General features: G+C 65.7%; 8 protein-coding genes and 1 pseudogene. 6 read left to right on the forward strand and 3 right to left on the reverse strand.

Annotation, left to right across the window (positions count from 1 at the left end; all coding sequences use genetic code 11):
- Positions 1 to 31: 31 nt before the first annotated feature.
- Both BIU82_RS03715 and BIU82_RS03720 read left to right on the forward strand, forming a co-directional pair.
- The gene (locus BIU82_RS03715) at positions 32 to 835 is read left to right on the forward strand and encodes a thioesterase family protein (RefSeq protein WP_070348121.1); all 804 of its coding nucleotides are present in this window, start codon (positions 32 to 34) and stop codon (positions 833 to 835) included.
- A complete protein-coding gene (locus BIU82_RS03720; RefSeq protein ID WP_070348122.1) occupies positions 835 to 1584 on the forward strand; it encodes a lipoate--protein ligase family protein in 750 nt (249 codons plus the stop codon). Before BIU82_RS03715 ends, BIU82_RS03720 begins: the two co-directional genes overlap by 1 nt.
- A 102-nt stretch (positions 1585 to 1686) precedes the next feature.
- On the opposite strand, the gene BIU82_RS03725 is transcribed toward BIU82_RS03720, so the two are convergent.
- Both BIU82_RS03725 and BIU82_RS03730 read right to left on the reverse strand, forming a co-directional pair.
- Positions 1687 to 1944, reverse strand: a complete 258-nt coding sequence (locus BIU82_RS03725; protein WP_070348123.1) for a mycoredoxin — start codon at positions 1942 to 1944, stop codon at positions 1687 to 1689.
- A gap of 122 nt (positions 1945 to 2066) precedes the next feature.
- Positions 2067 to 2456: a hypothetical protein gene (locus BIU82_RS03730; protein WP_070348124.1), complete on the reverse strand. Its 390-nt coding sequence runs from the start codon at positions 2454 to 2456 to the stop codon at positions 2067 to 2069.
- Between the two features lie 204 nt (positions 2457 to 2660).
- On the opposite strand from BIU82_RS03730, the gene thrS reads away from it, so the two are divergent.
- The 4 genes and pseudogenes from thrS to pdxS form a co-directional block, all read left to right on the forward strand.
- Positions 2661 to 4670, forward strand: coding sequence for a threonine--tRNA ligase (gene thrS / locus BIU82_RS03735; protein ID WP_070348125.1), 2010 nt, complete (start codon positions 2661 to 2663; stop codon positions 4668 to 4670).
- A 30-nt stretch (positions 4671 to 4700) separates the two neighbouring features.
- Positions 4701 to 5291, forward strand: coding sequence for an HIT domain-containing protein (locus BIU82_RS03740; RefSeq protein WP_070348126.1), 591 nt, complete (start codon positions 4701 to 4703; stop codon positions 5289 to 5291).
- Complete coding sequence (gene pgsA, locus BIU82_RS03745; RefSeq protein WP_070348127.1) at positions 5284 to 5913, forward strand: phosphatidylinositol phosphate synthase; 630 nt, start codon at positions 5284 to 5286, stop codon at positions 5911 to 5913. The genes BIU82_RS03740 and pgsA overlap by 8 nt, the downstream gene beginning before the upstream one ends.
- A gap of 207 nt (positions 5914 to 6120) precedes the next feature.
- Positions 6121 to 6918, forward strand: a pseudogene (gene pdxS / locus BIU82_RS03750) (pyridoxal 5'-phosphate synthase lyase subunit PdxS); the annotation flags it as partial.
- Between the two features lie 229 nt (positions 6919 to 7147).
- Here the strand turns inward: pdxS and BIU82_RS03755 are convergent.
- On the reverse strand, positions 7148 to 7335 hold a 188-nt coding region (locus BIU82_RS03755), incomplete at its 5' end, for a M3 family metallopeptidase (RefSeq protein ID WP_139146494.1).

The following is a 7335-nucleotide window of genomic DNA, read 5'->3' on the forward strand; positions in this document are numbered from 1 at the left end:
GGCCCGGCAGGCGGGCGGTGAAAGGGCAGGCGTGAGCACTGAGCTTCCTGAACTCGCGGAAGGCAACTTTTACTACGAGTCCCTTGGCGGCGGTCGCTACCGTTCCACGATCCACGCGCAGGGGGCCTGGAACCCCCACGAACAGCACATGGCGCCTGCTTCCGGAATCCTCGCCGAAGCACTCCTGCGGCATGCTCCGCGCGAGGACATGCGCCTTGCCCGGATCAGCTATGAAATCCTCGGCCTGATTCCCGGCGGCGAGTTCGCGATCACCAGCACCACCCTGCGCCCCGGCAAGACCATCGAACTGATCCAGGCGGAGCTCACGGCCGGTGGCAGGACGGCCATCCGTGCCACCGCGTGGCGGCTGGTCACCAGCGACACCAGCGCCGTAGCGGCCATCGAAGACGAGACCATGCCGCCGCCGGACGAATGCAAACCCTGGGACGGGGCCAGTGTGTGGCCGGGTGGCTACATCCGGTCCTTGGAGATGCGCATCGCTGAAGGCCACCGCGCCGGTTCGGGCAAGGTCTGGATCCACACGGGGGTGCCGCTGACCGACGCCGGTGACAGCACCGACTTCGCGCGCCTCATGGGACTCGTGGATACCGCCAACGGGATCGCGGCCCGGGTCTCGCCCGGGAAGAACAGCTACTTGTTCCCCAACCTGGACCTCCAGATCCACATGTACCGGGAGCCGTCCGGGGACTGGCTCGGCCTGGACAACAAGGTGTCCTTCGGCGCCGACGGCATCGGTCTGACCTCCACCGTGCTGCACGACCTCGCCGGGCCCTTCGGCCGGGCCGAGCAGATCCTCACCCTGAGGCGCAGCTGATGGCCGCGCCGGCAGCCGGCCGCGGAGCCTTGACGGTCATGCGGCAGGGCGAATCACTGGGCGCTGCGGAGGACCTCGACTTCGGGATCGAGTTGCTCAACCGTGCGCGCCACGGCGAGCTGGAGGCGACGCTGAGGCTGTACCGCCCCAAGCCCACCGTGGCCTTCGGCCAGCGTGATGCCAAGCTTCCGGGTTTCGACGCCGCCGCGCAGGCCTGCCGCGACCTTGGCTTCGAGCCGCTGGTCCGCAAGGCCGGTGGACGGGCAGCGGCCTACCACGAAGGCACCCTCGTGGTGGACCATGTGGAGCCGCACCAGGACGCGATCGCCGGTGCGAAGGCGCGCTTCGCGTACTTCGGCGAGACGCTGGCGGCCGCGCTGCGCAGCGTCGGCCTGCACGCCGCCGTCGGCGAAATCCCGGGGGAGTACTGCCCGGGCGAGTTCAGCGTGCACGGCGTGGATCCCGAGTTCCCGGCCCATAAGGTCAAGCTGATCGGGACCGCACAGCGCGTGGTGTCCGGGGCGTGGCTCTTCAGCTCCGTGGTGGTGGTCCAGGATTCCGCGCCTATCCGCGAGGTCCTGACAGCGAGCTATGACGCGCTGGGGCTCGACTGGGACCCGGCCACCGCCGGCGCCGCGGACGACCTGCTGCCCGGGCTGGACGTTCCCGCCGTCGAGGAAGCCATCATCAAGGCCTATGCCGAACACGCGGAACTGCGCGACGGCGACTTCCGGACCTTGCTTTCCTAATTGGGCGTTAAACAACCCTGCCCCGGCGGCATCCGCCAGGGCAGGGCTGTTTGCGCTTAAGGGGCTGCGCTAGCCAGAAGCTGCGCTATGTCAGAAGGCGCGCTAGGCAGCGAGGCGCTCGGCGATTTCGGCAGCCGACGGGTTGGTGGCGGCGGTTCCGTCCGGGAAGAGGACCGTGGGAACTGTGCGGTTTCCGCCGTTGATCTTCTCCACGATTTCGGCAGTTCCTTCGACCTCTTCGATGTTGATCTCGGTGTAGCCGATGCCCTGGACGTCCAGCTGCTTCTTCAGCCGCTTGCAGTAGCCGCACCAGGTGGTCGAGAACATGGTGATGGTGCCGGATTCGGGGGTGAAGTCCACGGATTTCTCCTGTCGCCTTTGTTATGAACTACTCGCATCAACGGTACCCCGCGGCGAGCTATTCCCAGGCGCAAGACCAAGCGCCGGACGTCACATGACGTTCGGCGCCGGGGTCCGGTGGCTTAGAGGCTTTCGTCGACGGGAACGCCTGACTGGAATTCCCGTCCATCCGCTTCGCTGAAGGCAGTGATCACGTGTCCCTCGGCCAGGCCGTTGATGGCTGAAATCGGGAATCTCGCGGTGATGGTACTGCCGGAGTGCTCAACGCCGTTGAGATCGTAGTTTTCCTCGGTGCCTTGGTCGTGGTTGAAGGCGAAGAAGGCGATCGCTTCGCCGTTCATGAATTCAACGCCAAGCCTGCGCTGGGAGGAATAGTCCGGTGTGGCGGCCATAAGGCCCACTACGTAGGCGCCTGAACCCGGGATACTGCCGTTGATCTCAAAGCGGGCCACCAAGGTGGCCTCCGTTGCCGTGATGCTTGCCTGCTTCAGGAATGCGTCATGGGTGCTCATGCCACCATCCTGCTCCGCCGCATCCCGGCCGTCCACCCCTCGCGCTTGCTCCAAGGCCCTTTCGCGGGGCCCGGGCCCGGCCTCCGGCACGCCCTTTCCAGCAGCTTTGGACCCCTCCCGCCGAACCGATACGATGGACGGTGGCTGGCTGTGGTCCCCGTACGCCACAAGCTATGAAGCCTTAACAATGAATAGGAGACCCCCGTGTCAGATGCCCAGCAGATCACCCTCATCGTCGATGGCGAAGAGACCAAGGTGACGGAGGGGACCACCGGGGCGGAGCTCTTCTTTGAACGGCGCGACGTCGTCGTTGCCCGGGTGAACGGTGAACTCAAGGACCTCGACCAGCCGCTGCCCGAAGGTGCGGACGTCGAAGGCGTCACCATCGACTCCCCGGACGGACTCAACGTCCTCCGGCACTCCACCGCCCACGTCATGGCACAGGCCGTGCAGCAGCTGCGCCCCGACGCGAAGCTGGGCATCGGCCCGTACATCACCGACGGCTTCTACTTCGACTTCGACGTTGCCGAGCCCTTCACCCCGGAGGACCTGCGCACCCTCGAGAAGATGATGCAGAAGATCATCAACCAGAACCAGAAGTTCGTGCGCCGTGTGGTAAGCGAGGACGAAGCCCGCGAGGCAATGAAGAACGAGCCCTACAAGCTCGAACTGCTCGGCAAGAAGAATGACGCCTCCGACGCCGGCGAAGGCGTCAACGTCGAGGTCGGTGCCGGAGACATCACCATCTACGACAACGTGGACCGCAAGAGCGGCGACACGGTCTGGTGCGATCTCTGCCGCGGTCCGCACCTGCCCAACACCAAGCTGATTTCCAATGCCTTCGCCCTGACCCGCTCCTCGGCGGCCTACTGGCTGGGCAACCAGAACAACCAGCAGTTGCAGCGCATCTACGGCACCGCCTGGCCCACCAAGGATGCCCTCAAGGCGTACCAGGAACGCATCGCCGAAGCCGAGCGCCGCGACCACCGCAAGCTCGGCGCGGAACTGGACCTGTTCTCCTTCCCGGACGAGCTTGGCTCGGGCCTGCCCGTGTTCCACCCCAAGGGCGGCATCATCCGCAAGGCCATGGAGGACTACTCGCGCCAGCGCCACGTGGATGCCGGCTACGAGTTCGTCTACACCCCGCACATCACCAAGGGTCACCTCTACGAGGTCTCCGGCCACCTTGACTGGTACCGCGACGGCATGTTCCCCGCGATGCACGTGGATGCCGAACTGAATGAGGACGGCACCGTGCGCAAGCCCGGCCAGAACTACTACCTGAAGCCGATGAACTGCCCCATGCACAACCTCATCTTCCGTTCGCGCGGCCGCTCCTACCGTGAACTGCCGCTGCGGCTCTTCGAGTTCGGCTCGGTGTACCGCTACGAGAAGTCCGGCGTGGTGCACGGCCTGACCCGTGTGCGTGGCATGACCCAGGACGACGCCCACATCTACTGCACCAAAGAGCAGATGAAGGACGAGCTCACCTCCACCCTGAACTTCGTCCTGGGCCTCCTGAAGGATTACGGGCTGGATGACTTCTACCTGGAACTGTCCACCAGGAACGATGAAAAGTTCGTCGGCGACGATGCCATCTGGGAGGAAGCGACCCGCACCCTGGCCGAGGTAGCCGACGCATCCGGCCTGGAACTCGTTCCGGATCCGGGTGGAGCGGCCTTCTACGGTCCGAAGATCTCCGTGCAGGCCAAGGACGCCCTGGGCCGCACCTGGCAGATGTCCACCATCCAGTTGGACTTCAATCTGCCGGAGCGCTTCGAACTGGAGTACCAGGCCGCCGACGGCACCCGCCAGCGCCCGGTCATGATCCACCGCGCACTGTTCGGCTCCGTGGAACGCTTCATGGGCGTGCTCACCGAGCACTACGCAGGCGCGTTCCCGGCCTGGCTCGCGCCGGTCCAGGTGGTCGGTATCCCGGTTGCTGAAGCGTTCAACGACTACATGTTCGACGTCGTGGACCAGCTGAAGGCTGCGGGGATCCGTGCCGAGGTCGACATTTCCTCGGACCGTTTCCCGAAGAAGATCCGCACCGCCAGCAAGGACAAGATTCCTTTCGTCCTGATCGCCGGCGGCGAGGACGCTGAAGCCGGTGCGGTGTCGTTCCGTTTCCGCGACGGCAGCCAGGACAACGGCGTGCCCGTTGCCGAGGCCGTCCGCCGGATCGTCGACGCCGTGGCGAACCGCGAGAGCTGATCCGCGGCCAGCGTCCACGTCAGGAGAACAGTGCAGGAGGACACAGGCGTGAGCCCTGATTATCCCGGCGATGCCGAAGTAACCGACGACTTCGGCCTGGCAGGCGTCCCCGACGCCTTCCAGCGCCTGTGGACTCCGCACCGCATGGCCTACATCAAGGGCGGCCAGCAGCAGTTCGAGAACAAGGAAGATTGCCCCTTCTGCGTGGCGCCGGCCCGCAGTGACGAAGAGTCGCTGATTGTGTATCGCGGCCGGACATGCTTCGTGGTGCTCAACCTGTTCCCGTACAACCCCGGCCACCTGCTGGTCTGCCCCTACCGCCACGTGCCCGACTACACGGATATCACCGTGGAGGAAACGGCCGAGATGGCAGAGCTGACGCAGACGGCCATGCGGGTCCTGCGGAAAGTGGCCAACCCCAGCGGTTTCAACCTGGGCATGAACCAGGGCGTCACCGGGGGTGCCGGCATCGCCGCGCACCTGCACCAGCATGTGGTTCCACGGTGGGGCGGCGACGGCAACTTCTTCCCGATCATCGCCCAGACCAAGGCCATCACCCAGACGCTGGACGAGGTACGGCAGCAGGTCGCCGACGCATGGCCCGGGGAGACGGATGCTTAATAGGCACGCCCGCGGTTTCTTCACCGCGCTCTTCGCGCCCATTGCCCGCTTCCTTCTCAAACGAGGCGTCTCCCCGGACGCCGTCACCATCGTCGGCACGGCCGGCGTCGTCCTCGGCGCGCTTGTGCTGTACCCGCTGGGCGAGCTCTGGTGGGGATCCCTGCTGATTGCCGTGTTCGCCCTGTCGGATGTCATCGACGGGATCATGGCCCGTGAACAAGGCCGCAGCGGGACCTGGGGAAACTTCCTCGATTCCACGCTGGACCGCATCGCCGACGGTGCCATCTTCGCCGGGGTATCCATCTGGTTCTTCACCGGAGGCGCGGACCGTCCCATTGCCCTCGCCTCGCTCGCCTGCCTGGTGCTGGGCATGGTGGTCTCCTACGCGAGGGCGAAGGCGGAGTCGCTGGGCTTCCACGCCAACGTCGGTATCGCCGAACGTGCCGAGCGGCTCATTTCCGTGTTGCTCCTGACCGGCCTGACCGGCCTCGGCCTGCCGCCCGTGGTGCTGTTCGTGACACTCGTGGCCCTCGCCGTCGCCACCGCCGTGACGGTGGTGCAGCGCATGGCTGCCGTGCGGCGGCAGGCCCTCGCAGCCGTCGACGGCGGCGCCTCCGCCTGAGCGTCCCTCGCCGCTCGATAGGCCTGACCACGAGGCATGTTGCGGGCCGTTTCGGGCCCCGGGTCACGAAGTGCAAGCGCCCCGCCGCAGGGGACTAGTATTGGAAGTACTTGGTCAAATACGACCTGGAAATCCGGCGCGCTTTGAGTGGCTCCCATCCGCGTGCGCCCCGGGCAGAAGGTCTTCTATCTACCCATAGGGGTTTTTGTGTCTACACCTGATGTAAGCAACGAAGCCGGCTCGTCCGCAGCATCCGTGACGGGCAGCAGCCGCGTTAAGCGGGGCATGGCTGAGATGCTCAAGGGCGGCGTCATCATGGACGTTGTCAACGTCGAGCAGGCCCGCATCGCCGAAGATGCCGGTGCCGTGGCCGTCATGGCCCTCGAACGTGTTCCCGCTGACATCCGCGCCCAGGGCGGCGTGTCCCGTATGTCCGATCCGGACATGATCGACCAGATCATCGAAGCCGTGTCCATCCCGGTCATGGCCAAGGCCCGCATCGGCCACTTCGTCGAAGCCCAGGTCCTGCAGTCCCTCGGCGTCGACTACATCGACGAGTCCGAGGTCCTCACCCCGGCCGACTACATCAACCACATCGACAAGTGGAACTTCACCGTTCCCTTCGTCTGTGGTGCCACCAACCTCGGTGAGGCCCTGCGCCGCATCAACGAAGGTGCCGCGATGATCCGTTCCAAGGGTGAAGCCGGTACCGGCGACGTCTCCAACGCCACGGGCCACATGCGCAAGATCCGCGCGGAAATCGCCAAGCTCTCATCCATGCCTGAAGACGAGCTGTACGTCGCCGCGAAGGAACTGCAGGCCCCGTACGAACTGGTCAAGGAAGTTGCCGCCACCGGCAAGCTCCCCGTGGTGCTCTTCACCGCCGGCGGCATCGCCACCCCGGCCGACGCCGCCATGATGATGCAGCTCGGCGCTGACGGCGTGTTCGTCGGCTCCGGCATCTTCAAGTCCGGCAACCCCGCCCAGCGCGCCGCCGCCGTCGTGTAAGTTTCCTGCCTTTCGGCAAGTCCTGATCCTCTGCTTGCTATTCCCCACGTCCCGCTAAGCCGCTTCGCGGCGAGCGGGGACGCAGGGCCCCTTTTACGCAAGCTGCCGGACCAGTACCTGCCTTCGCGCAACAACCCGCGACGGCGGCGGGTCACCTTCGGGTGACCCGCCGCCGTCGTTTGGTGGTTGAGCTTGTCGAAACCCCGTCGACCCGGCAAGCGGCGTGTTACTCGAGGCCGCGGCGCTTGAGGAGGGGCTCCAGTTCGGCGTCGCGTCCCCGGAAGGCGCGGAAGGATTCCAAGGGATCCCGGCTGTTTCCGCGCGAGAGCAGCTCCGCCCGGAAGGTATCGCCGTTGGCCCGGGTGAGGCCGCCGTTTTCCTTGAACCATTCCACCGTGTCGGCGTCCAGGACTT

The organism is Arthrobacter sp. SW1, from assembly GCF_001766675.1.
Classification (GTDB): domain Bacteria; phylum Actinomycetota; class Actinomycetes; order Actinomycetales; family Micrococcaceae; genus Arthrobacter.

What these genes read in the sequence shown, in the direction of transcription:
- BIU82_RS03720 (WP_070348122.1), top strand. Translation starts at nt 835, where the DNA reads ATGGCCGCGCCGGCAGCCGGCCGCGGAGCCTTGACGGTCATGCGGCAG.
- BIU82_RS03730 (WP_070348124.1), bottom strand. Translation starts at nt 2,456, where the DNA reads ATGAGCACCCATGACGCATTCCTGAAGCAGGCAAGCATCACGGCAACG.
- pgsA (WP_070348127.1), top strand. Translation starts at nt 5,284, where the DNA reads ATGCTTAATAGGCACGCCCGCGGTTTCTTCACCGCGCTCTTCGCGCCC.